Below are 22669 nucleotides of genomic sequence, written 5' to 3'. Positions count from 1 at the left end.
CTAGGGTGACGAGCATGAGCGACGAGGCTTCGGCAGGGACCAGCACCGGCAATGCGGGCGAGGGCGACACCTCGCAGCGCACGGAGCCGAGCGACGTGCTGGTGGAGACGCGGCACACGGTGAGCACGACCGAGGGCGAGCTGGCCTACACGGCGCGCACCGGGCGCATCGTCATCCGTGAGGAGGAGCTCAAGGACGACGTCTTCGCCGGCTGGACGGCGCGGGGCGAGCTGGCGGTCACGGCATACACGCTGGACGGCGAGGACGGGGCTCCGGACCGCGACCGGCCGATCACCTTCGTCTTCAACGGCGGCCCCGGCTCCAGCTCGGTGTGGCTGCACCTGGGTGTGCTCGGGCCGCGGATCGCCGACGCCGGCGAGCCCAACGAGCCGACCCCGCCGCCCTACGTGCTCAAGGACAACCCGGAGACGCTGCTGCGTGCCTCCGACCTGGTCTTCATCGACCCGATGTCGACCGGTTGGTCGCGGGCGGTCGCGGGCGGCAAGCCCAAGGACTTCCACGGCTGGAAGAAGGACGTCGAGCAGGTCGCCGAGCTGATCCGGCTGTGGTGCACCCGCGAGGACCGGTGGATGAGCCCCAAGTTCCTGCTCGGGGAGTCCTACGGCACCACCCGGGCGGTGTCCGTGGCCGAGCGGCTCTTCACCCAGTTCGGTATGCAGCTGAACGGGCTCGTGCTCATCTCCAGCGTCCTCGACTTCGGCACCCAGAACTTCCGCTTCGTCCGGTTCGACGAGGCGTGCCTGAGCTCGATGCCGACCTACGCCGCCATCGCGCACTACCACGGCAAGCACGAGGGGCGCTCGCTGCGCGAGGTGCTCGCCGAGGCCGAGGAGTTCGCCGCCGGCCCGTACCGGTGGGCGCTCTCCCGCGGGAACCGGCTCACCGACGAGGAGAAGTACGAGGTGGCCGCGCAGCTCGCCCAGCTCACCGGCCTGTCCGAGGAGTACGTCGCCCGCTGCGACCTGCGGCCGGAGCACTGGCGCTTCTGCACCGAGCTGCTGCGCGAGGAGGGTGCCACGGTCGGCCGGATCGACGGTCGGATCCGCGGGATGCTGCACTCCGGCATCGCCGAGGGGATGGACTCCGACCCGAGCATCGACGCCATCCTGGGCCCGTACGCGGCGGCCATCCACCACTACCTGCGGGCCGAGCTCGGCTCCGAGCTGGACCTGCCCTACGCCGTCTTCTCCGACGCCATCGAGCACTGGTCCTACAAGGAGTTCGAGGGGCGCCCGGTGTCGGTGACCGACAAGCTCGAGCGCATCATGCGGGCCAACCCGCACCTGCGGGTCCGGGTCGAGTACGGCTACTACGACCTGGCCACCCCCTACGCCGCGGCCGAGGACATGGTCGCCCACCTGAACCTTCCCGACCAGGCGGTGGACCGCTTCGAGCACGCGTGGTTCGAGACCGGGCACATGCCCTACATCGGGGAGTCCTCGCGGATCGAGGAGGCGGAGGGGATCACCGACTTCGTGCGTCGGTCCAGCGCCCGCTGAGGGCTCAGCGGAAGCGCCGACCCTCGTCCCGGCGGTAGGCCCACACCGCGATACCGGCGGCGATGACGGCCCAGGCGAGGAGCACCGGGAGCGCGCTCGACGACAGGTCGGCGCCCGTGGTCGCGGCGACCACCAGGTCACGTCCTGCGCGGGTCGGCAGGCCCTGGGAGACCAGGTCCAGCCAGCCGGGGAAGGTCTCCGGCGGGATGAACAGGCCCCCGCCGAAGGCGAGCGGGAACAGCAGCACCTGCGCCACCGGGATGGCCGCCTTGACCGGCAGCGAGTACCCGACGGCCACCCCCATGAACAGCAGCGGTACCCCGGCCAGGGCCAGCGCGCCGAGCCCGAGGACCGCCTGGGCGGGAGTCACCCGGGCCTCGGTGAACAGCGCCGCCGTCAGCAGCAGCGGGATCAGCCCGAGGACGGCGAAGAGGACCCCGTTCAGCAGGCGGGCGGCGATCCGAGGACCGGCCCCGACCGGCAGCGTGCGGACGTAGGGGTCCCACGGGGTGGCCCGGTCGTCGGCGACGCCGACGCCGAACTGGAACAGGCATACCGAGAAGACGGCGAAGAGGCTCAGCTGCGCCGCGGCCGCCGTGGCAGCGACCGGATCCCCCGCGACCGCGTCGAAGGGCACCACGAAGAACAGGAACGACAGCAGCGGGAACATCACCGTGCCGACGATGGCGATCGGGACGCGCAGGGTCTCCAGCGCGATGTAGCGGGTGTGCAGGGCGACGAGTCTCATGCCGGGTCCTTGGCGGTGGTGGTGGCGCGGTCGTCCGCGGTCAGGGCGAGGAACGCCTCCTCCAGCGAGGCGGAGGAGACCTCGAGGTCCTGGAACTCGACGTCGGCGCGCACCAGCTCGCGGACCAGGGCGTCGGAGTCCTCGGTGTAGAGGGACCAGTGGCCCCGTTCCTCCTGGGCACGGACCACGTGGTGCAGCGCGGGCAGGGCGCCCGCCCGCAGGCTGACCCGCCGCTGCTGCACCCGCGACCGCACGGCGTCCAGGGTGTCGTCGACCAGGACCCGCCCGTCGGCGACCACCACGACCCGCTCGGCCAGGGCCTCGATCTCCTCCAGGTAGTGGCTGGTCACCACCACCGTCCCCCCTTCCTGGTGGAAGTCGCGGACCTTGCCCCACAGCAGGTGGCGGGCGTCGATGTCCAGGCCGGTGGTGGGCTCGTCCAGGACCAGCAGGCGCGGTCGTCCGACCAGCGCCAGCGCGACGGAGAGGCGACGGCGCTGCCCGCCGGAGAGGCCGCCGGTCTGCCGGGCGGCCTGCCCGGTCAGCCCGAGCTCGTCGAGCAGCACGGCCGTGGGCACCGGGTCCGGGTGGTGTCCAGCCACGAAGTCCACGACCTCGCGCACGGTGAGGGTCGGCGGCAGCGCCGTCTCCTGGGGCGTGCAGCCGAGCAGCGCCCGGTTCGCCGGGACCCGGGGGTCGCCGCCGAACAGTTCGACGCTGCCGGTGTCGGGGCGACGCAGCCCCAGCAGCAGGTTGATGAGCGTGGACTTGCCGGCACCGTTGGGCCCCAGCAGACCCATCAGCTGGCCGGCGGGGACGTCGAGGCTGACGTCGTCCAGGGCGAGCACGTCCCCGTAGCGGCGCGTCACCCCGCTCCAGCGCGCGAGTGTGTCGTTCATGGTCGGTCTCCCTCGGAAGGCGGGGTGGGGGTGTGCGTCGTGGGGTGCGGATCCAGCAGCGACCGCAGGGCGGACAGGTACTCCTCGTAGGCGTGCCGTCCGCTGTGGGTCAGGGCCAGGTAGGTCACCGGGGAGCGGCCCTTGTGGGTCTTCGTGACCTCGACGTAGCCGGCCTCCTCGAGCTTGCGCAGGTGCGTGGCCAGGTTGCCTGCGGTCATGTCCAGCAGCTGCTGCACCCGCGGGAAGGCCATCCGGTCTCCGGGCGGGAGCGTCGCGAGGGTGGTGGTCAGCCGGAGCCGCGCCTGGGCGTGGATCACCGGGTCCAGCTCGACGGGCCCATCCGTGGGGCCGGTGCTCATACCGGTCCCGGGGAGGGGCGGTGCGGCGGGTGCAGCGCGAACCAGGCCGCGGCGGCCAGGAACCCCCCGCCGCCCGCCAGGCACATCACCAGGTACAGCCCGGGCAGCCCGAGCAGGCAGCCCGCCCCGGTGGTGACGATGAGCCAGGCGCCGATGGCGAACTGGAGCGGGTCGTCGAAGGCCGCGGCGCCCCCGACGTACAGCAGGCCGACGATGAGACCGGACAGGGCAGGCCAGAGCAGCGCCAGGGCCTCGGTGGAGGCGCCCAGCCGCTCGGCGGACAGCACGATGCAGGGCAGCATCGCGAAGCCGAGGAACCAGCCCCACCCGTACATCGCCCCGACGCGGTTGGACGGTCCGGCCAGGCCCCGCCCCGCGCGGACGGAGTGCACGGCGGTGACGATCCCCGCCGCCACCAGCAGCAGGAAGAACAGCAGCCCGACGACGATGCCGGGGATCGCCACCCACGGTCCGCCCTCGCGGAGCGGGGTGGCGAGCCACATCACGGCGAAGCCGACGAACCAGGCGACGCCCCAGGCGCCGAACAGGAAGCGGCCGTCCACGGTCAGCGCCCGACGGGTCCGGGCCTCCTGGTGCGCGACCAGGCGCAGCTGCTCGGTGGGGTCGAGGTCGTCAGTGGGGTCGGTGTCGTCGGTGGGTCGCTGTGTCACATCTACTTTGTATCGCAAAGTGGTTGGTGTTGGCAAGCACTTTGCGTATGCCCGTGGGTGGGGTCAGGGCAGCGGCTCCAGCTGCATGGCCGCCGGCGGGATGCCGGGGGCGGCGACCTCGCCGGGTCGTGCGTCCTGCGTGTCGTCCCCGTCGTGCGTGTCCCGTCCGCCGGGCTCGTCCGCCTTCACGGCCGCGACCCCGGCGACGATGAGCACCCCGCCGAGCAGCTGGATCGCCGCCGGCAGCTCGCCCAGCAGCAACCAGGCGAAGAGCACGGCGAACATCACCTCGGCCAGCCCGACGAAGGAAGCCACCTTGGCACCCAGGGCACGGGCCGCGACCACGCCGCTCACGTAGGCCAGTGCCGCGGCGACCAGGCCGAGCCAGAGCACGGGCACCCACCACGGGGCGGTGGTCCCGGCCAGCACCACGTCCTGCGTGGAGGCTTGCATCGGCACCAGGCCGACGAGCCCGGCGAGGGCGAGCGCGACGGTGCCGAACGTCATACCCAGGGCGGCGAAGGCGAAGGGTGGCAGGCCGCTGGTGTCGTCGGAGCCGACCACGAAGAAGACCGCGAGGCCGACCGCGGCGAGCAGCCCCCACATCACCCCGACGGCGCTGAGCTGCACCTCGCCCAGCACGTCGAGCACCAGCAGCAGACCCAGCAGGGCGAGCGTGATGCCGGCGACGGTCAGCGGCCGGGGGCGCTGACCGTGCCGGGCCCAGAGCCACCCGACGACGAGGATCGGACCGAGGTACTCCAGCATCAGGGCGACGCCGACCGAGAGCCGCTCGACCGCCAGGAAGTAGAAGAGCTGGCAGCCGGCGACCGCGACCAGGCCGAAGAGACCGGTGTGGATCCAGGTGACCGGGCGGCGCAGCAGGTGCCAGTGCCCGCGCATCGCCAGCGCACCCGGGACAGCCAGGATCGCGGCCCCCAGCCCGATCCGCAGGGCCACCGCCGCGCCGGAGGACCAGCCGGTCAGCAGCAGGCTCTTGCCCACCGCGCCGGAGGTGCCGAACATCGCGGCGGAGGCGAGGGCGACGGCGAGGCCGACGATCAGGGCACGCAGGGTCACGGCAGGACCTCCTTCAGGGTGGCATCATGGGTGTCACGAGATGACACCCATGACGATAGACCTCCGATCCGTCAGGAGTCAACATGCTTTTCACCCATGACACCGAGGTGGCGCTGCAGGGCACCGCCGCGGTGGTCAACAGCCGCTCCGGTGCCGGGGACGGGAGCAACCACCTGCCCGCCGAGGCCGCTGCCCGGGCGCGGGCCGAGGGGGTGGACACGCTGGTGCACGTCGCCGACCTGGACGCCTTCGAACGAGAGTGGCGCTGGTCCGGCCGACGGCTGCGGGACCGGGCCGAGGTGGAGCGGGTGCGCGCGCTGCGGCCGCGGCTGGCCCAGCTCTGGGACCTGGACGAGCAGGGCGTCGTCGACCTGGTGAACACCCTGCTCGCGGAGGCCCGGGCGATGCCGCGCCTGGTCAACCACGACGACGAGTGGGGGTGGCACCTGCACGCCACCGACGACGACGCGCCGTTCGCCACCCGGATGGCGGTGGAGGCGGCGATGGCGGTGGTCGACGTGGTCCGCGCCGGCGAGCTCGGCCGGTTGCGGCGGTGCGGTGCCGACGACTGCGACGGGGTCTTCGTCGACCTGTCCCGCAACCGGTCCAAGCGCTTCTGCAGCACCACCTGCGGCAACCGGGTCGCCGCTGCGGCCTATCGTGGGCGTCAGTCCCAGCAGGAGGTCTGACGTGCACGAGCAGCTCGCACCCGCCACCCGGGCGGTCGCCCTCGGTCGGCCACCGCGTGAGCCCGGCGCCCCGGTCAACCACGGCGTCGCCTTCACCTCGACCTACGTCGCCGGGGGTGAGGTGTCCTACGCGCGCACCTCGAACCCCACCTGGGAGGCCCTCGAGGAGGTGCTCGGCTCGCTCGAGGGCGGCTCCGCGCTGACCTTCGCCTCCGGGATGGCAGCGGTGACGGCCGCCGTCTCGCTGGTGCCGGTCGGTGGGGTGGTGGTGGCGCCGCGGCACGTCTACAACGGCACCACCGGTCTGCTCGACGAGATGGAGCGCGCCGGTGCGCTGACGGCGAGGCGGGTCGACGCCGAGGACACCGACGCCATCGTGACCGCGGCCGAGGGTGCCGACGTGCTGCTGCTGGAGTCGCCGACCAACCCGATGATGGAGGTCACCGACGTCGAGGCGGTGGTCCGGGGGCTGCGCGAGCGGTATGCCGACGCCCGCCCCGTCGTCGTCTGCGACAACACCTTCGCCACCCCGCTCGCCCAGCAGCCGTTGGCCTGGGGCGCCGACCTGGTCGTGCACTCGGCGACCAAGTACCTGTCCGGCCACTCCGACACCCTGCTCGGCGCGACCGTCGTCGCGCCGGAGCGGGCGGACCTGCTGGAGCGGCTGCATACCCACCGGAACCTGCACGGGGCGATCCCGGGACCGATGGAGGCGTGGCTCGTGCTCCGCGGGATCCGGACCCTGCACCTGCGCCTGGAGCGGGCCCAGGCGACCGCGCGTGAGCTCGTCGCGCGGCTGGACGGGCACCCGGCCGTGGAGCGGGTCCGCTACCCGGGCTTCGGCGGGATGCTGTCGGTCGAGGTGGCCGGGGGAGAGGCGGGCGCCGAGGCGGTGTGCGCGGCGGTCCGCCTGTGGACGCACTCGACCAGCCTCGGCGGGGTGGAGAGCCAGATCGAGCGGCGGCGCCGGCACCCGCTGGAGGTCGCCACGGTGCCGGTGAACCTGCTCCGGCTCTCGGCCGGTGTGGAGGACGTGGAGGACCTCTGGGCCGACCTGGCCCAGGCCCTCCCCTGACCGGCCCCCTCCCCGACCGGGCGTCGCTTGTGGTTGCCCTGGAGCGGTCGAAGACAGGGGGCTGGGTCTCTCAGGTGGCGGAGACCTGGGTGTAGCCGTAGTGGTCCGTCTGACGCTCGTTGACCCAGATCTCCTTGATGCCGTCAGGATCGGTGATCTGGACGGTCCGGCTGTAGGTCTCGTCGATGAGGACGGCCTCGATGCCGGCGTTCTGCAGCAGCGTCAGCGCCACCTCGACGTCGCCGTCCCACTCGAAGGCCAGCTCCACGCCGGGGGTCTCGTCGCGGTGCGCGGCGACCAGCCCGCCACCCTCGCAGACGTGGTCGACCCACACTGCGTCCCGGCCGACCAGCCGTGGCCGGGTGCCCAGGCCCTCGAGCACCGCACGGATCATCGAGGTGTCCGGGCCGTACCAGATCGGCAGCACGGCGAGACGCGGGTCGGGTGAGCCACCTTCGCGCTCGACCGGGGTGGGGGAGTCCAGCGTGAGCTCGGTGCCGTCCGACGCGGTCACCAGTCCGGCCTCGCCGTGGTCGGGGTGCCAGAGCCGGACGGGGACCCCGACGGCGGCCGCCTCCTCGACCGCGTCGGGGATCGACGTGCTCGTCTCGAAGGCCAGCGTCGTCCCGGGTGGCTGCTCCGGGCTCGCGGCGTGCAGCGCCACGCGCCCGGAGCCGACGGCATACACAAGCCAGCCGGGCCGCTCGAGGATCAGGTGGGCGCCGAGCGTCTGCAGCAGTCGATGCCAGGCAGGGAGGTCCGCGGTGAAGCGGATGGGTCGGGGGGTGAGTGCGTCGATCACGTCCGGTCTCCTTCGGTCGAGATGAGGTATGCCCGCAGCGCCTTCTCGACGAGCGCGGACAGGCTGACCGCCTCGTCGACGCCGCGGTGCTTGATCTCGGTGATGAGGTCCTTGGGCAGGTACACGTTGAACTGCGCCTTCTCGTTCATCCTAGAATGCTAGCAATCTAGCTTGTCATCGACAAGGGGGTCAGATCGGGTGGGCCCTAGGATGAGCGCCATGACCGTCTTCGTCGCGCACTACACCTACTCCGACGACACCGACGCCCGGGACGAGCACCGCCCCGCGCACCGGCAGTTCCTCGGCGGGCTCGCGGACGAGGGGGCGCTGCTGCTCTCCGGCCCCTACGCCTCGATCGAGGAGGCGCCCGACGCCGCCCTGCTGATCCTGCGCGGGGAGAGCGCGGCGGACCTGGCGGACCTGCTCCGGGAGGACCCCTTCCAGCAGCAGGGGCTGGTGGAGCAGGTGGCGATCCGGGAGTGGGCGCCCGTGCTCGGCGCATGGTTCGACGGTCCGCTGTCCGACCAGCTCTGAAGGCGTCGGACGAGCCCGCTGCTCGCCACCCCCCGGTCGGGCGTGAGCCGCGCGGGCTGAGCGAGGAATTGTTCCTCCGCGCACCTGGAATCGGCATCGCGAATGCCAAGGTATGCGGCAGGTCAAGAATGGGGCCTCCCGCCGACCACCCCTATTTCGTGTGGTAGACATACCCCGATTCCTCGGAGTCCGAGTCTGAATGAATGCGCGGCCGAGGTGCACACCAGAATTCCGGGCGACCAGGGCAAACAGGATGACGACAGTGACCGAGTTCGAGCGGCTGACCGCACTGCGCGAGATGCAGCTGCTCGACACCCCGCGCGAGGATCGTTTCGACCGGGTGGTCCGCCTGGCCCAGCAGTTCTTCAAGGTGCCGACCGTGGCCGTCAACCTGGTCGACGACGACCGCCAGTGGACCATGGCCGAGGTCGGGCTGGACCAGCACGAGCTCCCCCGGGACGTCTCCTTCTGCAGCCGGGTCATCGAGCAGGACGAGACGATGATGGTGGCGGATGCTCGCGACGACCCCCGCTTCCGGGACAACCCACTGGTCACCGCCCCGCACGGTATCCGCTTCTACGCCGGCCAGCCCCTGCACGCACCCAACGGCCAACGGGTGGGGTCGCTGTGCCTGGTCGACAGCGAGCCGCGCACGCTCAGCGACGGCGAGCTCGAAGTGCTGCGTGACCTCGGCGAGTGGGTCGAGAAGGAGATGGCCACCGACCAGGACCTGGACCGCGCCGCTGAGGTGCAGCGTCAGCTCAACCCGCGGACCGGGGTGCAGGTCCCCGGCTACCAGGTGAGCGGGCTGTGCGTCCCGGCCAGGGCCGCCGGCGGCGACTTCTATGACTGGTTCATCGTGGACGGACGGCTGCAGGTGACGCTGGCCGACGTGATGGGCAAGGGGGTGGGTGCTGCGCTGATCGCGGCGTCCGTGCGGGCCGTCCTGCGGGGGGCGTCCCGCTTCAACGAGCTCGACGAGGCCGTCACCCGCGCTGCGATCAGCCTCGAGGAGGACCTGGAGGACACCGAGAGCTTCGTCACCGCATTCGCCGCGCGGATCGACGTGCGGAGCGGGGTGATGGACTACGTCGACGTCGGACACGGTCTGGCGGTCGTCTTCGAGAACGGCGGCGGGTTCCGTCGGTTGCTCACCGGCGGACTGCCGATGGGCACGATGCCCGGCGACACCTGGCACTCCGAGCGCACCGTCCTGGAGCCGGGGGAGACCTTGTTCATGGTCAGCGACGGGATGCTCGACTACTTCCCCGACCCGTGGGAGGCGGTCGACACCGCCCAGCTCGCCAACGCGACCACCGAAGACGCCTGGGCGTTCCTGGAGGAGGTGCGCGCCGTGGCCCGCAGCCAGCGCCACCAGGACGACGTCACCGCGCTCGTGGTGCGCAGGCTGCCGGAGCCGGCATGAGGCTGGCCCTCACCAGGGTCATGGTCGTCCTGACCCTGGTCTCCGGGACCGTCTACGTCTCGTGGCGCTGGTTCTTCTCGGTGAACTGGGAGAACTGGTGGATCGCGGTCCCGCTGGTGATGGCCGAGACGTATGCCCTCATCGACGCCTTTCTCTTCGGGATCACGATGTGGCGTGCTCGTCGCCGCGGCGAGCCACCGGAGCCGCCCGACCCCCGGCATACCGGGGTGGACGTCTTCATCACCACCTACAACGAGCCGGTCGACATGGTGCTGGCGACGGCGACCGCCGCGCAAGCCATCGACTACCCGCACCACACGTGGATCCTCGACGACGGGGACCGCGAGGAGATGGAGCGGGCGGCGCAGGCGGCCGGGGTCGGCTACATCACCCGGTCGGTGGACTGGGTGGACCAGCCGCGGCACGCGAAGGCCGGCAACCTCAACAACGCGCTCTTCCGCACCGACGGTGAGTTCATGCTCATCCTGGACGCCGACCAGATCCCCGACCGACGCATCCTGCACCGGACCCTCGGGTACTTCGAAGACCCGGCGGTGGCGCTGGTGCAGACCCCCCAGTGGTTCAGCAACGTCACCGACTCCGACCCGCTCGGCAGCCAGGCGCCCCTGTTCTACGGACCCATCCAGGAGGGCAAGGACGGGTGGAACGCCGCCTTCTTCTGCGGGTCCAACGCGGTGCTCCGACGCGAGGCGCTCATGCAGCTGGGCATCGTCGGCTACGTGCGCGAGACCGAGCGTGCGGTGGACCGCGCGCTCAGCGCCTCCGGCCGCTTGCTGAACCGCTCCATCCGCCGCGCCCGCCGCGAGGAGGACCCGGCCGGTCCGGTGCTGGTCTCGGTGCGGGACGCGGTGCTGCAGGCCCGCGCCGAGCTGGACGGGGGCGCCCCCCTGGCGGACGTGACCTACGGCTTCCAGCGGCAGGTCGACAGCGCGGCCCGGACCCTGGTCCAGGACGACTTCCGGGCCATCGCGGCCGACCTGGCGGCGATCGAGGACCTGCCCGTGGAGATCGACCAGGAGCTCGGCTCCGTGGTCATCGACGAGGCGGCCCTGACCCGGCTGGCGGAGCGGGACTGGTCCCCGCTGGGCGCCGTGGAGTCGGTGCGGGAGCTGATCCGGGTGGTGGATGTGGACCGTTCCGACGAGGCGCAGCCGATGATGCCGCTGGCCACCGTCTCGGTGACCGAGGACATGGCCACCTGTATGCGCCTGCACGCGGCCGGCTGGTCCTCCGTCTACCACCACGAGACCCTCGCGCACGGCCTCGCGCCGGAGGACCTGCGCACCATGCTGCAGCAGCGGCTGCGCTGGGCGCAGGGCACCCTGCAGGTGATGCTGCGGGAGAACCCGCTGGTCCAGAAGGGGCTCAGCGTCGGCCAGCGGTTGATGTACTTCGCCACGATGTGGAGCTACCTGTCCGGGTTCGCCGCCGTCGTCTTCATCGCCGCCCCGGTGCTCTACCTGTGCTTCGGGGTGCTGCCGGTGAACGCCTACGGGCTCACCTTCCTGGCCCTCTTCGCCCCGTACATCATCTTCAACCAGATCATGTTCTTCGTGGTCGGGTACGGCGTGCGGACCTGGCGCGGCCACCAGTACAGCCTCGCGCTCTTCCCGCTGTGGATCAGGGCCTGCGTGACCGCGGCCGCCAACGTCTGGTTCGGCCGCCCGCTCGGCTTCGTGGTGACGCCCAAGACGCGGCCGGTCGGTGGTACGCGGTTCCCGGTGCGCCTGGTGCTGCCCCAGCTGGTCGCCTGCGTGGTGCTGGTGCTGGCCTGCGTCGTGGGGGTCGTCAGGCTGTGGACGGGTGTCACGGACAGCTACATCGGGACCGGGGTCAACGTGGCCTGGGTAGCCTATGACCTGCTCATCCTCAGCGTCATCTTCGAGGCGGCGCTCTTCCGGGCGCCCCAACCCGAGCCGACCGAACCGACCGAGCCGACCGAGGGACAGGTGGTCTGATGCAGTTCTCCACGACGACGGACGGCGGTGTCACCGTCATCAGGTGCGACGGTCGCCTCAACATGATGGCGGCGCCGCGGCTGCGCAGCGTCCTGGAGGAGGCGGTCGAGGCGGGACAGGTGCGGCTGGTGCTGGACCTGGAGCCGACGGTCTTCGTGGACTCCTCCGGCCTGGGTGCCCTGGTGGCGGGCCTGAAGACCGCCCGTCGTGCCGGTGGTGACCTGCGGATCGCTGCCGCGGGTGACCAGGTGCTGACCGTCCTCGGGCTGACCAACCTCGACCGGGTGCTGCGACCGTACGAGTCGGTGGGTCAGGCCTCCCATGAATGGTGACCAGCGCTACCGGCTGGAGAGCCTCGCCGTCCCGGAGAGCCTCGAGGACCTGCACGTGCTGCTGGAGCAGGTCGGGCGCGAGCACCCCGAGGTGGCCCCCGCCGACCTGATGATGTTCGAGACGGCGGTGGTCGAGATCGCCGGGAACGTCATCGAGCACGGTCGGCCCGAGGGCAGGGTCTCCTTCATCTTCGAGCTCGCGGTCCTCCCGGACCGGCTCGAGTGCCTGCTGACCGACACCAGCGCGCAGCCGGTGCCGGACCTCGACGACCGGACGATGCCGCAGAGTGACGAGGACGAGGACGGTCGCGGCATTGCGCTGGCGCAGATGGCGCTGGACCGGATCGATCTCGAGCACGTCGACGGCGTCAACCGGTGGACGTTGGTCCGGAACCGGCACTGAGCCCGTCACCGGCCGGATATCCTGACCGGGACGGAGGTGAGAACGGTGCTAGAGCTGGACGACTTCCCCTTCGGTCTCGCCCTCGCCCTCCTCTGGTGCGTGGCGATGCTGCGCGGCCAGGCGACCTACTGGTTGGCGCGCACCCTCACCGAGCAGGGGCTGCAGCATACCCGCCCCACCCGGGGGTGGCGCGCCTCGGCCCACGCCTGGCTGGCCGGTGACGCGCTGGACCGGGGCCGCGGCGCGGTGCAGCGGTGCGGGATCGCGGCGGTGCCGCTGTGCTACCTCACCGTGGGCGTCCAGACGGTGGTGCTCGCCTCGGCCGGGGTGCTGCGTATGCCGTGGGTCAGGTTCACCCTGGCCCAGGCGGTAGGGGCGGCGGCCTGGGCGGGGATCTACGCGACGGTCGGCTTCGCGGTCTGGACCACCGTGGTGCGGCGTGCGCTGGACGGGGGCTTCGGCCCCTGGGCGGTGGCCGCGGCGGCGGTGCTGCTGACCCTGGCCGTCGCGCTGGGGCACCGCGTGGTGGTGCTGCGTCGGAGGCGTTCGGCGCCCTCGTCGTCCTCGCCGGCTGTGCCGGTCAGCGACCCGACGGCTGCTCCTCGCTGACCGCCAGACGCTCCTGCTCGATGAGCTCCAACATCCGCTCGGCCGGGTAGGCGCCCTGGAGCACCTGGGTGTTGATGAGGAAGGTGGGCGTCGAGGAGACCCCGATCTGCCGGCCCTCGGCGGTGTCGGAGCGGACGGCGTCGATGAGCTCCTCGTTCTCCAGGTCGGCCTCGAACTGCTCGACGTCGGGGACCCCGACCTCCTCCGCGATGTCGACGAGGTCGGCGGCGTCGAACTCGCCGTGACCCTCGGTGGAGAGCGCGAAGACGGCCGCCTGGAAGTCCTCGAGATGCCCCTGCTCGGCGGCGGCCCGCCCGGCGACGGCCGCCAGCTCGGAGGTCTCCTCGAAGATCACCAGGTCCCGGAACTCGATCCGCAGCGTCCCGTCCTCGACGGCCGGCATCAGCTCGGGGCGGATCTCCAGGTGGAAGCGGGCGCAGTAGGGGCAGCGGTAGTCGGCGTACTCGATCATCACCACCGGCGCGTCCACCTCGCCGACCGCCATCGTGTCGGCCGGGTCGCGGCGCTGCAGCGAGAGCAGCAGCTCGGCCACCTCCGGCTCGGGGGTCTGCTCGGTGGCACCGGGGTCAGGAGCAGCGCTGCCGGCGTCGGTGTCGCTGGCGGACGCGTCGCCGGACCCCTCGTCGGGGGTCGGCTGCTGGTCCGGCTGTGGGGTGCCGGGTTCGGACGGTGCGGTGCTGCTGGTCGGGGCGGGAGCAGCGGCGCCACCGTCGTCGGTGCCGCTGTCGCGGCCCAGAGCGAGCCAGGCGATGAAGGCGGCCGCCAGCGCGAAGGCGACCGCGGCCACCGCCCAGGCGATGGCGACGACCGTCCGGTCGTCGCGGGGACGGGGGTCGGTGGGCGCGCTCTGACTCACCACGTCAGCCTCGCACACCGTGGTGCGACCCCGGATGACGGCCGACGTCGACCGTTGAATGGTGGGCTCCCTCATGATGGGACGTATGCGTGCGTTCCTCGCCCTGGTCCCACCGTTGGAGGTCATCGAGCAGCTGGACGACGTCCTGGCCCCGCGCCGGGACGCGCTGGCACCCCGCGGTGAGTGGCGCTGGTCGAGGCCGGAGCACCGGCATGTGACGCTGGCCTTCCTCCCCGAGCTGGACGACTGGCGTGAGGAGGCTCTGGTCGAGGCCGGGCAGCGGTGGGCGGACCGGACGGCGCCGACCCGGTTGAGCCTGCGTGGGGCTGGCGCCTTCCCCGACCCGGGCGCCGCCCGGGTGCTGTGGGCCGGGGTGGACGAGGAGGTTGCCGGGACCCTGGAGCACTGGGCGCGCAGTCTCCGCGCCCTTGCGAGCCGGGCCGGCGGGCGGGTCGACGGGACCCGCTTCCTGCCGCACGTGACGCTGGCCCGCTCGGTGGGCGGCCCGCGGGCGGCAGGTCACCTGCTCCAGGCGCTGGACACCGTCGAGACCTCGGCCTGGACCGCGGAGGAGGTATGCCTGGTGCGCAGCGAGCTCGGGCAGGGTCCGGGCGGGACGCCACGGCATACCGTGCTGCACCGCTGGACGCTCGCCCGGTCGTGACACAACGCTCGCCCGGTGGGGACACAACGCTCGCCCGGTGGGGACGGAGCGCTCGCCGTGGGGACACAGCGCTCGCCCGGTGGGGACAGAGCGTGCGCCCGGTCGGGTCAGGGCAGGTCGTCGTCGATCTCGGGCAGATCCACGGTGGGCGGCAGGGTGGTGACCACCGCGTCGTCCGGAGGCGGCACGTCGATCGTCGTCGGGTCCGACCCGCTCTCGTCGGCGAGCGCCTCGATCGGCTCGACGGTGGTGCCGAGGTCCGGCGAGCAGGTCCGGTCCACCGGCGGCTGCGGCTGCAGGGTGCGTCCGCTGATCAGGCTGACGTCGTCGAACTGGGGCCGACCGGAGACCAGGTTCCGGTAGCTGTACCGCGCGACGCTCGCCACCGAGCAGTCCTGCTCGAAGGACACCACGTCGAAGCTGTAGGCGTGCCCCTGCAGCTCACCGGCCGTCTCCGGGTCCTCCTCGGCCGCCTCCTGCGCCTGCTCGGTCAGCGGGGGAAGCCGGAACTGGTTGACCAGCCCGCCACCGGTGAACGAACCCACCTGAAGGTGCTGCCCGACCAGCGCGGGCACGTGCATGTGGCCGTTGACGGTCAGCGCCTGCGCGGTGACCCGCTCCGCGGCGTAGGGCTGGTGGGTGACGACCAGGTCGGTCAGCGGCAGCCCTTCGGTGCGCTCCCGGAAAACCTGCGCCAGCTCGGCCTGGTCGGCGCCGAAGTCGTCGCTGCGCTGGTTGAAGTAGCGGCTGTCGTTGAAGCCGCTGAGGGTGACCCCGTTGACGGTGGCCAGGTTCAGCTCGCCGGCGGCCGTCTCCAGCAGCACCACGTTGGGCACCTGGGCCATCCGCTGGAGCAGGGCCTCGTCCTCGGCGGAGACCGCGTCGTGGTTGCCGCGGACGAAGATGTAGGGCACGCCCAGGCTCTCGATGCCCTGGTACATCCCGGTCAGCGCGCCCTCCTCGGGGCGACCGAAGTTGACCAGGTCACCGGTGTCGATGACCGCGTCGATCTCCTGGGTCTGGACGATCTCGCGCATCAGCGGGTACTGGTTCATCCCGTGCAGGTCGCCGACCACCAGGAAGCGGGCGGCTGGCGGGCTGTCGTCGCTCTCCGGGCTGAACTCCTGGCGCATCGCCGTGGACAGCGCGAGCAGGTTGGTCACGTAGACGGCGCCCTGGTCGGCCTTGCGGTCCAACCCGGCGAGGATGTCGGTGTTCTGCTCGACCAGCGACAGCAGGCTGGTGGTCCGGAACTCCCCCACCCGGTCGGTGCGATAGGTCAGGTACGCCGCGGTCCCGGGGATCACCATCGCCAGCACCGTGGCCACCGCCGAGGCGATCAGACCGCGCGGCAGATGACGGGGGCGGGCGACCGCATACGCCATCATCACCAGCGCGGTGGTGACCAGCGCGCCCGCCGCGAACTTCCAGGCCAGCTCGCGGACGCCCCCGTCGATCGCGCCGCGCAGCTCCTCCTGGCTGGGCTCGAGGTCGGCGGTGCGCAGCTGCCCCCGGCGCAGCAGGTCGGTGACCTCGTCGCGGACCTGCACCTGGGCGCTGAGGCCCGGCGCCGGCAGCACCTGGCGGACGAAGGAGACCTCCATGTCCCCGACCACCGTGGGGAGCGAGACGGTCGAGTCGAGGCGGGGCTCCACCGAGATGTCGGCGGCGAAGTAGCGGGTCTCCGTGTGCACCGGCCACATCTGGGTGGTCGCCACCCCGCCCAGGAAGGCGAGGACGAGCAGCAGGGCCACGACGCCGACGCGTCGCAGCCCGGTGAGCAGGGTGCTCGCGAGGCGTCCACGGTTCTTCATCACGCAGGAGACTAACGCGCGTGTATGCCGGGTCCGCGCAGGGACCTCAGCCGCGCGCCAGGGTCCGCTCCAGGGCGGTCTCCAGCAGGTCCAGCCCGCGGTCCAGGTCGTCGACCTCGATGGTCAGCGGCGGGGCGATCCGGAAGATCCCGCCCATCCCGGGCAGCTGGACGATGTTCATGTGCAGGCCCAGCTCCAGGCAGGTGTCGGTCACCTGCCGCCCGAGCTCCTCCGCGGGGGCCTTGCTCGCCTTGTCCGTCACCAGCTCCAGGCCCTGCAGCAGCCCCCGGCCGCGGACGTCCCCGACGACCTCGTGCCGGTCGCGCATCTCGGTCAGCCGTGCGGTGAGCCGGTCGCCCAGGGTCCGGGCCCGCTGCACCAGGCCGTCGCGCTCCACCACGTCGAGCACGGTGAGGGCGACCGAGGCGGCCAGCGGGTCGGACACGTGGGTGGTGAAGAACAGGAAGCCGCGCTCGTGGCAGGCCTCCTCGATCTCGGCGGAGGTCATCACGACCGCGACCGGGAGACCGGCGCCGAGGGTCTTGGACAGGGTGAGCAGGTCGGGGACGACGCCGTCGCGCTGGAAGGCATACAGGTCACCGGTCCGTCCGATCCCGGTCTGCGCCTCGTCCAGGATGAGCAGCATCCCGCGCCGGTCGCAGTGCTCCCGCAGCCGGGCCAGGTAGCCCGGCGGGAGCTCGATGATGCCGCCGGAGGACAGGATCGGCTCGACCAGGCAGGCCGCGAGGCTGCCCGAGGACTGCTGGTCCACGAGCTGGAAGCCGTAGTCGAGCTCGGTCTCCCAGTCGTAGCTGCCGTCGGGGCGCCGGAAGGGGGAGCGGTAGGCGTTGGGGGTGGGCAGCACCAGGTTCCCCGGCATCGGGGGACCGTAGCCGCGCCGACCGGCGGAGAAGGTCGCCGAGGCGGCGCCCGAGGTCATCCCGTGCCAGGACCGGTCGAAGGAGACGACCTCGTACCTGCCGGTGGCGAGCTTGGCCATCTTGATCGCGGCCTCGTTGGACTCGGCCCCGGTGCTGAGCAGCAGCATCCGCTCCAGCGGCGCCGGGAGGGAGTCCGCGAGCCGCCGGGCCAGGGAGACGACAGGCGGGCTGAGCATCCCCGAGTAGAGGTGGGCCAGCGTGCTCACCGACTCGGTCACGGTGCGCACGATGTCCGGGTGGGAGTGGCCGAGGACGGCACTCATCTGGCCCGAGGTGAAGTCGAGGATCTCGCGGCCCTCGTGGTCGTAGAGGTGGCTCCCGACCGCCCGCTCGATGATCCGGGGGGAGAAGCCCCCGCCGTAGCGGATGAGATGGGCGCCGACGTCGCTCCAGAAGGTCTCGCTGTCCACGGGGCAGGTCTAGCACATCAGGCGGGCGGCAGCGACGGACCCGACGGGCTGTGGTTGGCTGGCCGGATGGATCTGTCGACGGCGCGCCGCAAGCTCGGGACCGCGGCGCTGGTGGGCTTCCGGGTCGCACCGGGGCCGCTGAAGCGGCTGGTGGTGCGCACGGTCGCACCCAGCTACACGGTGGGTGCGGTCTGCGTGATCGAGCACGAGGGGACGTTCCTGGTGCTGTGGCAGCCGCACCGGCGGGGGTGGAGCCTGCCCGGCGGGCTGCTGGGCCGTGGCGAGGAGCCGGCCGACGCGGTGCGCCGGGAGGTGGCCGAGGAGGTCGGGCTCGACATCGACCCCGGCGAGCCGGTCACGATCCGGGTGGACCCGTTGGAGCAGGGGGTCGACGTCGTCTTCCGGGTCCGGCTCGAGCAGCACCCGGACGACCTCGACCTGTCGCTGTCCACCGAGGCACGCAAGGCGCGCTGGACCCGGCGCTCGGAGCTCGGCCCGGCGGACCGGGACACCCGCGGGATCCTCCGCGCGGTGGAGCGGGCCGGGGACGCTCCCCGCGAGGGACGGCTGCTCGGCGCGTCCTGATCGGCAGGACGAGACGCTCGGATCGGCATACCGGGACGCCCTGGTCGGCAGGACGAGACGCTCGGATCGGCATACCGGGACGCTCGGATCGGCACGACGAGACGCTCGGTCAGGTGGGGGAGGAGACCTGCAGCAGGATCTTGCCGATGTGCTGGCTGGCCTCCATCTCCTCGTGCGCGCGGGCCGCGTCCTCGAGCGGGTGCCGGGACTGGATCAGCGTCCTGACCTGGCCGTCCTCGACCCACGGCCACACGTGCTCGCGCACCTGGCGGACGATCTCGGCCTTGTCGGCGAGCGAGCGGGAACGCAGCGAGGTGGCGCGGACCGAGGCCCGCTTCGCCAGCAGGGCCCCGAGGTCCAGCTCACCGGTGCGGCCCCCGAGCAGGCCGATGACGACCAGCCGGCCGTCCCGCGCCAGGGCCTTGACGTTGCGCGGGAGGTACTTCGCGCCGACCACGTCCAGGATGACGTCCGCGCCGGCACCGTCGGTGGCGGCCTTCAGCTCCTCGACGAAGTCCTGCTCGCGGTAGTTCACGAGGATCTGCGCCCCCAGGTCCTTGCAGGCGGCGAGCTTGTCCGCCGAGCCGGCGGTGACCGCGACCCGGGCGCCGAGGGCGCGGGCGACCTGGATCGCCATCGTGCCGATGCCGCTGGAGCCACCGTGCAGCAGCACCGTCTCACCGGGGCGCAGCCCAGCCTCCATCACCAGGTTGCTCCACACCGTGCAGGCGACCTCGGGCAGGGCCCCCGCGTCGGCCAGGGGTATGCCCGCGGGCACCGGCAGCAGCTGGCCGACCGGGACCGCCACCAGCTCGGCGTACCCGCCACCGGAGAGCAGCGCGCAGATTTCGTCGCCGACCGCCCAGCCGGCGTCCTCGGTGCCGGCGCCAAGCCCGACGATGCGGCCGCTGACCTCCAGACCGGGCAGCGGGGAGGCGCCGGGCGGCGGCGGGTAGGCACCCTTGCGCTGCATGACGTCGGCCCGGTTCACCCCCGCGGTGACGACCTCGACCAGCACCTCGCCCTCGCCCGGCTCGGGCGCGGGGACGTCGGCGGGGACGAGCGCATCGGGCTCGCCGGGGTCGGGGATGGTGATCGCACGCATACCCCCAACGTAACGAACGGCTACCCGATGAGGATGCCGGCGATGGCGGCGCTCATCAGGTTGGCCAGCGTCGCGGCCAGGACCGCCCGCAGACCGAGCGAGGCGATCTCCCGGCGGCGGCTCTTCACCAGGGAGCCCAGGCCGCCGAGCAGGATGCCCAGCGAGCCCAGGTTGGCAAACCCGGTGAGCGCGAAGGTGATGATCGCAGCCGTCTTGGGGCTGAAGTCGTCGATCGTCGGCGCGAAGTTGCTGAACGCCACGAACTCGTTCACGACGACCTTCTGGCCGACGAAGCTGCCGGCACCGGTGGCCTCGCTCCAGGGCACCCCGATCACCGTCATCAGCGGGGCGAAGACGTAGCCGAGGATCTGCTCGAAGGTGAGCTCCGGGTTGCCGAACCAGCCGCCCACGGTGCCGATGAAGAGGTTGACCAGCGCGATCAGCGAGATGAAGGCCAGCAGCATGGCGCCGATGTTCAGCGCCAGCTTCAGCCCGTCCCCGGCGCCGGAGGCCGCGGCGTCGATGACGTTGCGGTACTCCATCTCCTCGAGGTCGTCCTCGTCGCTCGTGCGGTCCCCGTGGTCGTCGTCCGTGTCGTCCCCGTTGTCGTGGGCGCCGGGTTCGCGGTCCTTGTCCGACGTCTCCGGCGGCTCGTCGAGGGCCTCCGGCTCCACCAGCTTGGCCATCATCAGCGCCCCCGGGGCGGCCATGAAGGAGGCGGCGATGAGGTACTCCAGCGGGGCGCCCAGCAGCGAGTAGCCGACCAGCACGGAGCCGGCCACGGTGGACAGGCCACCGACCATCACCGCGAACAGCCCGGAGCGGGTCAGCCCGCCCAGGTAGGGACGGATGACCAGGGGCGCCTCGGTCTGGCCGACAAAGATGTTGGCGGCCGCGTTGACCGACTCCGCCTTCCGGGTGCCCAGCGCCCAGCCGAGCGCGGCCCCGAGCCGCTCCACCACGAACTGCAGGATCTTGAAGTGGTAGAGCACCGCGGTCAGCGAGGCGAAGAAGATGATGACCGGCAGCACCTGGAAGGCGAAGACCACCCCGGCGTCGTCGCCCTGCGGGAGCACCGGCCCGAAGAGGAAGCTGATGCCCTCGTTGGAGGTGTTGATGACAGCCTGCACCCCCTCGGTCACCGCGCCCAGCGCCGCCTGTCCGGCGGACCAGTAGAGGACGACCACCCCGAAGGTGACCTGGATGGCCAGGGCGGCGAGCACCGTGCGCCAGCGCACCGCCTTCCGGTTCGTCGACAGCAGCAGGGCCAGCGCGATCAGCGCGGCCATGCCCCCGATGCCCCACAGCACGTCCATCGTGCACCTTCCCTTCGAGCCGACCCAGCGAGTGCGGCAGACGCTACCGCGTGGTCGGGGTCGGCGGGCTCACCCCCCGCGGTGCCCCAGCCGTGCCGACAGCTCCGCCGCGCACCCGGCGACCTGGGCGACGAGCTCCTCCGGCGGGGAGGTGCCGGCGCCGTCGCCGTCGCGGACCCCGCGCTGGTCGGTGGGGAAGGTCACGGCGAGCCCGGCGACCGGGTGCCCGGAGTGGTCGAGCACCGCCGAGGCGACCGAGGCCAGACCGGGTGTCACCAGGCCGTCCTCGACGGCATACCCCCGGGCGCGGGTCGCGGTCAGCACCCGGCGCAGCTCCACCAGCGACGCCGGGCCGACGCCGTGCCGCTGCACGAACGTCGACGCGGAGGGGTAGAGGGCGCGCACCTGGGCCGGGGACGACGCGGCCAGCACCGCCAACCCGCTGGCGGTCAGGGTGGCCGGGAGCCGGACCCCCACGTCGGTGACGAGGGAAGGACGTCCGGCGACCCGTTCCTCGATGACGTAGAGCACGTCGGACCCGTGCAGCACGGCCAGGTGGGCGTTGTGACCGGCGGCGTCGGCGAGCCGCTGCAGCCGGGGCCGGGCCAGCCGCTGCAGCGGCGCCTGCCGGGTGTAGGCCGAGCCCAGCTCGAAGGCGGCCACCCCGAGGCCGTAGCGGCGCTCCTCCGGCAGGTGCACGGCATACCCCTGCTCCACCAGGACGGTGAGCAGGTGGTACGTCGTCGAACGCGGCAGCTCCAGCTCGCGGGCGATGCTCGCGGCGGCGACCGGGGTCGCGTGGCGGGCCAGCAGGGTCAGGATCGCCAGCGCGTGCCCGGCCGCCGGTGCGTTCGCCATGGCGTCAGGGTATGCCGGGCGCGGCCCGGGTGCCGTCCGCTCAGGACAGGGAGGCCCCGATCCGCGCCAGCTCGTCCACCACCGTGCGGACCGCGAACCGGGCGTGCCGGTCCGGTCGGCAGAGCGCGTAGAAGGTCCGCCGGGCGGGCACCCCGACCAGTGGCCGCAGCACCACCGGGCCGTCGGCGGGCGTGGTGAAGCGCGGCAGCAGCGCCAACCCGACGCCGGCGCCGACGAGCGAGCGGATCAGCGCGTTGTCGCGCAGCCGTTGGTCCCGGACCAGCGGCCGCCCGGTGACCGCCTCGATCGCCAGCAGCACCGTGTCGAAGGGGTAGCCCTCGGGCACACCGATCCATCGGGTGCCGACGAGGTCCTGCGGGCCGAGCTCCTGGCGTCCGGCTAGGGGATGGGTGGCCGGCAGGGCCACATCGAGCGGCTCTCGCGCCAGCGCACGAAAGGTCAGCCGGTCGGCGCCGTGCGGGACGTCCCCGCTCATGCTGTGCGCGAGGACGATGTCGACGTCGAGGGTGCGTGCCGCGTAGTCCGCCTCGGCCAGGTCGAAGTCGTGCAGCCTCAGCTCGATCGCGCTGCCGCGCAGGGCTTCCACCAGTGGGGGGAGCAGTGCTTGGCCACCGCTGGGCAGCGTGCCGATGCTCACCGTCCCGCGGGGTTCCCCGCGGGATGCGTCCAGTCGTGCCTGGACCTCGGCGTGCACCTGGCACACCTCGTCGGCGGCGTCGGCCAGCAACTGACCCTCGGCGGTCAGCCGCAGGCCACGGCCCACCGGTTCGACGAGAGCCATGCCCAGCTCCCGCTCCGCGGTGCGCAGCTGCTGCGAGAGGGCGGAGGGGGTGCGGTGGGTAGCCGCCGCGACCGCGGACAGGGTGCCGCGCACCGCGATCTCGCGCAGCAGCACCAGGTGCCTCATCTCCATGTAGGTACCCTACGTAGTCATGTCATAAAGTGTCGATGG

General features: G+C 72.2%; 25 protein-coding genes. 11 read left to right on the top strand and 14 right to left on the bottom strand.

Features of this window, described 5'->3' with window-relative positions; translation table 11 throughout:
• Positions 1–14 precede the first annotated feature (14 nt).
• Complete coding sequence (locus tag ACI3EY_RS13595) at positions 15–1520, top strand: S10 family peptidase (protein WP_405036749.1); 1506 nt, start codon at positions 15–17, stop codon at positions 1518–1520.
• Between the two features lie 4 nt (positions 1521–1524).
• Here ACI3EY_RS13595 and ACI3EY_RS13590 read toward each other — a convergent pair whose 3' ends face one another.
• From ACI3EY_RS13590 to ACI3EY_RS13570, 5 genes are all read right to left on the bottom strand, one after another.
• Positions 1525–2268, bottom strand: a complete 744-nt coding sequence (locus ACI3EY_RS13590; RefSeq protein ID WP_405036748.1) for an ABC transporter permease — start codon at positions 2266–2268, stop codon at positions 1525–1527.
• Positions 2265–3167 (bottom strand): ABC transporter ATP-binding protein, encoded by a 903-nt coding sequence (locus ACI3EY_RS13585; protein ID WP_405036747.1) that lies wholly within the window; start codon positions 3165–3167, stop codon positions 2265–2267. Before ACI3EY_RS13585 ends, ACI3EY_RS13590 begins: the two co-directional genes overlap by 4 nt.
• A complete protein-coding gene (locus tag ACI3EY_RS13580; protein ID WP_405040750.1) occupies positions 3164–3526 on the bottom strand; it encodes a transcriptional regulator in 363 nt (120 codons plus the stop codon). Before ACI3EY_RS13580 ends, ACI3EY_RS13585 begins: the two co-directional genes overlap by 4 nt.
• On the bottom strand, positions 3523–4197 hold the full coding sequence (locus tag ACI3EY_RS13575; RefSeq protein WP_405040749.1) for a hypothetical protein: 675 nt from the start codon (positions 4195–4197) through the stop codon (positions 3523–3525). Before ACI3EY_RS13575 ends, ACI3EY_RS13580 begins: the two co-directional genes overlap by 4 nt.
• A gap of 63 nt (positions 4198–4260) precedes the next feature.
• The gene (locus ACI3EY_RS13570; protein WP_405040748.1) at positions 4261–5277 is read right to left on the bottom strand and encodes an EamA family transporter; all 1017 of its coding nucleotides are present in this window, start codon (positions 5275–5277) and stop codon (positions 4261–4263) included.
• Between the two features lie 83 nt (positions 5278–5360).
• On the opposite strand from ACI3EY_RS13570, the gene ACI3EY_RS13565 reads away from it, so the two are divergent.
• Complete coding sequence (locus ACI3EY_RS13565; protein ID WP_405036743.1) at positions 5361–5966, top strand: CGNR zinc finger domain-containing protein; 606 nt, start codon at positions 5361–5363, stop codon at positions 5964–5966.
• 1 nt (position 5967) lies between these two features.
• Complete coding sequence (locus tag ACI3EY_RS13560) at positions 5968–7041, top strand: trans-sulfuration enzyme family protein (protein WP_405040747.1); 1074 nt, start codon at positions 5968–5970, stop codon at positions 7039–7041.
• Between the two features lie 70 nt (positions 7042–7111).
• On the opposite strand, the gene ACI3EY_RS13555 is transcribed toward ACI3EY_RS13560, so the two are convergent.
• Together ACI3EY_RS13555 and ACI3EY_RS13550 are read right to left on the bottom strand one after the other, a co-directional pair.
• Positions 7112–7843 (bottom strand): hypothetical protein, encoded by a 732-nt coding sequence (locus ACI3EY_RS13555; protein ID WP_405040746.1) that lies wholly within the window; start codon positions 7841–7843, stop codon positions 7112–7114.
• Complete coding sequence (locus tag ACI3EY_RS13550; protein ID WP_405036740.1) at positions 7840–7992, bottom strand: CopG family transcriptional regulator; 153 nt, start codon at positions 7990–7992, stop codon at positions 7840–7842. The genes ACI3EY_RS13555 and ACI3EY_RS13550 overlap by 4 nt, the downstream gene beginning before the upstream one ends.
• A 70-nt stretch (positions 7993–8062) precedes the next feature.
• Between ACI3EY_RS13550 and ACI3EY_RS13545 the strand changes: the two genes are divergently transcribed.
• The 6 genes from ACI3EY_RS13545 to ACI3EY_RS13520 all read left to right on the top strand — a co-directional run bounded on the left by ACI3EY_RS13545 (position 8063) and on the right by ACI3EY_RS13520 (position 13126).
• The gene (locus tag ACI3EY_RS13545; RefSeq protein ID WP_405036739.1) at positions 8063–8377 is read left to right on the top strand and encodes a YciI family protein; all 315 of its coding nucleotides are present in this window, start codon (positions 8063–8065) and stop codon (positions 8375–8377) included.
• 253 nt (positions 8378–8630) lie between these two features.
• Positions 8631–9803, top strand: a complete 1173-nt coding sequence (locus ACI3EY_RS13540) for a PP2C family protein-serine/threonine phosphatase (RefSeq protein ID WP_405036738.1) — start codon at positions 8631–8633, stop codon at positions 9801–9803.
• The gene (locus tag ACI3EY_RS13535; RefSeq protein WP_405040745.1) at positions 9800–11782 is read left to right on the top strand and encodes a glycosyltransferase; all 1983 of its coding nucleotides are present in this window, start codon (positions 9800–9802) and stop codon (positions 11780–11782) included. The genes ACI3EY_RS13540 and ACI3EY_RS13535 overlap by 4 nt, the downstream gene beginning before the upstream one ends.
• A complete protein-coding gene (locus ACI3EY_RS13530; protein ID WP_405036736.1) occupies positions 11782–12114 on the top strand; it encodes an STAS domain-containing protein in 333 nt (110 codons plus the stop codon). The genes ACI3EY_RS13535 and ACI3EY_RS13530 overlap by 1 nt, the downstream gene beginning before the upstream one ends.
• The gene (locus ACI3EY_RS13525; protein ID WP_405040744.1) at positions 12104–12517 is read left to right on the top strand and encodes an ATP-binding protein; all 414 of its coding nucleotides are present in this window, start codon (positions 12104–12106) and stop codon (positions 12515–12517) included. The genes ACI3EY_RS13530 and ACI3EY_RS13525 overlap by 11 nt, the downstream gene beginning before the upstream one ends.
• A gap of 45 nt (positions 12518–12562) precedes the next feature.
• Complete coding sequence (locus ACI3EY_RS13520) at positions 12563–13126, top strand: VTT domain-containing protein (protein WP_405040743.1); 564 nt, start codon at positions 12563–12565, stop codon at positions 13124–13126.
• Here ACI3EY_RS13520 and ACI3EY_RS13515 read toward each other — a convergent pair.
• Complete coding sequence (locus tag ACI3EY_RS13515; RefSeq protein ID WP_405040742.1) at positions 13098–14003, bottom strand: DsbA family protein; 906 nt, start codon at positions 14001–14003, stop codon at positions 13098–13100. The two genes, ACI3EY_RS13520 and ACI3EY_RS13515, sit on opposite strands and share 29 nt — an antisense overlap.
• Before the next feature lie 85 nt (positions 14004–14088).
• On the opposite strand from ACI3EY_RS13515, the gene thpR reads away from it, so the two are divergent.
• Positions 14089–14667, top strand: a complete 579-nt coding sequence (gene thpR / locus ACI3EY_RS13510) for an RNA 2',3'-cyclic phosphodiesterase (protein WP_405040741.1) — start codon at positions 14089–14091, stop codon at positions 14665–14667.
• Between the two features lie 107 nt (positions 14668–14774).
• Here the strand turns inward: thpR and ACI3EY_RS13505 are convergent, their stop codons facing one another.
• Both ACI3EY_RS13505 and ACI3EY_RS13500 read right to left on the bottom strand, forming a co-directional pair.
• On the bottom strand, positions 14775–16481 hold the full coding sequence (locus ACI3EY_RS13505) for a metallophosphoesterase family protein (protein ID WP_405040740.1): 1707 nt from the start codon (positions 16479–16481) through the stop codon (positions 14775–14777).
• 46 nt (positions 16482–16527) lie between these two features.
• Positions 16528–17832, bottom strand: coding sequence for an aspartate aminotransferase family protein (locus ACI3EY_RS13500; RefSeq protein WP_405040739.1), 1305 nt, complete (start codon positions 17830–17832; stop codon positions 16528–16530).
• A gap of 66 nt (positions 17833–17898) precedes the next feature.
• On the opposite strand from ACI3EY_RS13500, the gene ACI3EY_RS13495 reads away from it, so the two are divergent.
• The gene (locus ACI3EY_RS13495) at positions 17899–18417 is read left to right on the top strand and encodes an NUDIX domain-containing protein (protein ID WP_405040738.1); all 519 of its coding nucleotides are present in this window, start codon (positions 17899–17901) and stop codon (positions 18415–18417) included.
• A 109-nt stretch (positions 18418–18526) separates the two neighbouring features.
• Here the strand turns inward: ACI3EY_RS13495 and ACI3EY_RS13490 are convergent, their stop codons facing one another.
• The 4 genes from ACI3EY_RS13490 to ACI3EY_RS13475 form a co-directional block, all read right to left on the bottom strand.
• The gene (locus tag ACI3EY_RS13490) at positions 18527–19522 is read right to left on the bottom strand and encodes an NAD(P)H-quinone oxidoreductase (protein ID WP_405040737.1); all 996 of its coding nucleotides are present in this window, start codon (positions 19520–19522) and stop codon (positions 18527–18529) included.
• A gap of 20 nt (positions 19523–19542) precedes the next feature.
• Positions 19543–20838, bottom strand: a complete 1296-nt coding sequence (locus ACI3EY_RS13485) for a NupC/NupG family nucleoside CNT transporter (RefSeq protein WP_405040736.1) — start codon at positions 20836–20838, stop codon at positions 19543–19545.
• A gap of 69 nt (positions 20839–20907) precedes the next feature.
• Entirely contained in the window at positions 20908–21696 is a 789-nt protein-coding gene (locus tag ACI3EY_RS13480; RefSeq protein ID WP_405040735.1) for an IclR family transcriptional regulator, read from the bottom strand.
• A 40-nt stretch (positions 21697–21736) separates the two neighbouring features.
• Positions 21737–22630: a LysR family transcriptional regulator gene (locus ACI3EY_RS13475; protein ID WP_405040734.1), complete on the bottom strand. Its 894-nt coding sequence runs from the start codon at positions 22628–22630 to the stop codon at positions 21737–21739.
• Positions 22631–22669: the final 39 nt, after the last annotated feature.

Origin of the sequence: Serinicoccus shuyuelongi (genome assembly GCF_045032955.1) — a bacterium.
In the GTDB taxonomy this organism is placed as follows: Bacteria; Actinomycetota; Actinomycetes; order Actinomycetales; family Dermatophilaceae; genus Ornithinicoccus.
Note: the sequence above shows the minus strand (reverse complement) of the source record. Positions and strands in the feature narration are given on the sequence as shown.